2 protein-coding genes are annotated in these 1594 nt (G+C 43.7%); both read left to right on the top strand.

From position 1 onward, the window contains the following. Positions 1-106 precede the first annotated feature (106 nt). The gene (gene pabC, locus R7Q47_RS23890; RefSeq protein ID WP_025532769.1) at positions 107-925 is read left to right on the top strand and encodes an aminodeoxychorismate lyase; all 819 of its coding nucleotides are present in this window, start codon (positions 107-109) and stop codon (positions 923-925) included. Further along, on the top strand, positions 922-1594 hold a 673-nt coding region (mltG, locus tag R7Q47_RS23885; RefSeq protein ID WP_318089643.1), incomplete at its 3' end, for an endolytic transglycosylase MltG. The genes pabC and mltG, both read left to right, overlap by 4 nt.

Genomic DNA, 1594 nt, shown 5'->3' with positions numbered 1-1594 from the left:
AATCTCTAATAAGGTTTTAAGACCGCGAAACTTGTATTCTAACGGCTCGATGCTTAGCATTGAGCCGTTTTCTTTTATTTGTCGTCTGTAACCTAAGGGTGTTCTAATGTTTTGGGTAAATGGAGTTCCACAAACACAGGTTTCATTAGGTGATCGCTCTTTTCAATATGGAGACGGTTGCTTTACTACTATCCAGACTAAAAACGGCGAGCTAGAGTACTGGCAAGCGCATGTTGAACGTTTGGAAGCATGTCTCAAAACACTTCATATTCCTTTACCTGACTGGAGTATAGTTTCCGAGTGGGCTCACTTGGCTACCCTGAAAGATGAACACGCTGGAATCAAAATTCACATTAGCCGCGGAATCGGTGGAAGAGGGTATGGCACTAAGGGCATTGAGTGCCCAATGGTGACCATCTCGAACTTTGCATTTCCTGTCCATTATGTCGACTGGCAACAAAATGGGGTGAATCTGGGGGTATGCGAAACCCGTCTCGGAATTCAGCCTTTGCTGGCAGGGCATAAACACAACAATCGCTTAGAACAAGTGCTTGCGAAGGCTGAAATTGAGCATTCTAACTTTGCCGATGCAGTGACGTTAAATGTGCAAAATCATGTCATTGAAACTACAATGGCAAACCTTTTTTGGGTTAAAGATAACAAGGTTTATACGCCTAGCTTAAATTTGTCTGGCGTCGCAGGCGTGATGCGTCGTAAGGTGCTTGAATTTTTTGAGGCCAATAATACCGAAGTTGAAGTAGGGGACTTTTCTCTGATGGAACTGCTTTCTGCGGATGAAGTATGGATGTGCAACTCACTACTAGGTGTTGCACCTGTCACGAGCATTACAGCCTCCAATAACCACAAAACTGTCTTTCCGATAGGAAAACTGACTCAACGACTGCAAGGGAATTTAAATACGTGATTAAAAAACTGTTGGCTTTTGTTGTGCTGATCGCTGTGATAAGCGCAGCAGGGTTTTTTTACGTTGTTTCACAAACAAAGCAATACGTTAACTCGCCAATTTTAATTGAGCAACCTCAACTGTTCACTGTCGAAAACGGCACAAGCTTTCATCGTGTAATGCGCGATTTGGTGAAAGAGAACATCATAAAAGCGTCTGATTACACTCGCTTAATGCCCCATCTTTACCCAGAGCTTCTTCAAGTACGAGCAGGCACTTACCAACTCGAGCCAAATGTATCGCTTTACGAGGCGTTAGAGCTACTCAATACAGGCAAAGAACATCAATTTGCCATCACGTTTGTTGAAGGTAGTCGTTTTTCTGAGTGGTTAGAGCAACTTCAAAGCGCACCGTATGTTCAACACGACCTTTCAGGGTTGTCAGAAAAAGAGATGGCACAGAAGCTTGGTATTGAACGTGATAAGCTTGAAGGCTTGTTTTTGGCTGAAACGTACCACTACACCGCTGGTGCGAGCGAAAGTCAGTTGCTAAAGCGTGCACATTCCAAGTTAAATAAAATACTGGATGCGAACTGGAACGCTCGTCAGGAGAAGCTGCCTCTCAAAGACAAGTATGAAGCGCTGATCCTTGCCTCTATTATCGAAAAAGAAACGGCGATTGATTCAGAAC

The organism is Vibrio sp. Vb0349, assembly GCF_033338975.1.
The sequence above is the reverse complement of the archived record's forward strand: the minus strand, read 5'-3'. Positions and strand labels throughout refer to the sequence as shown.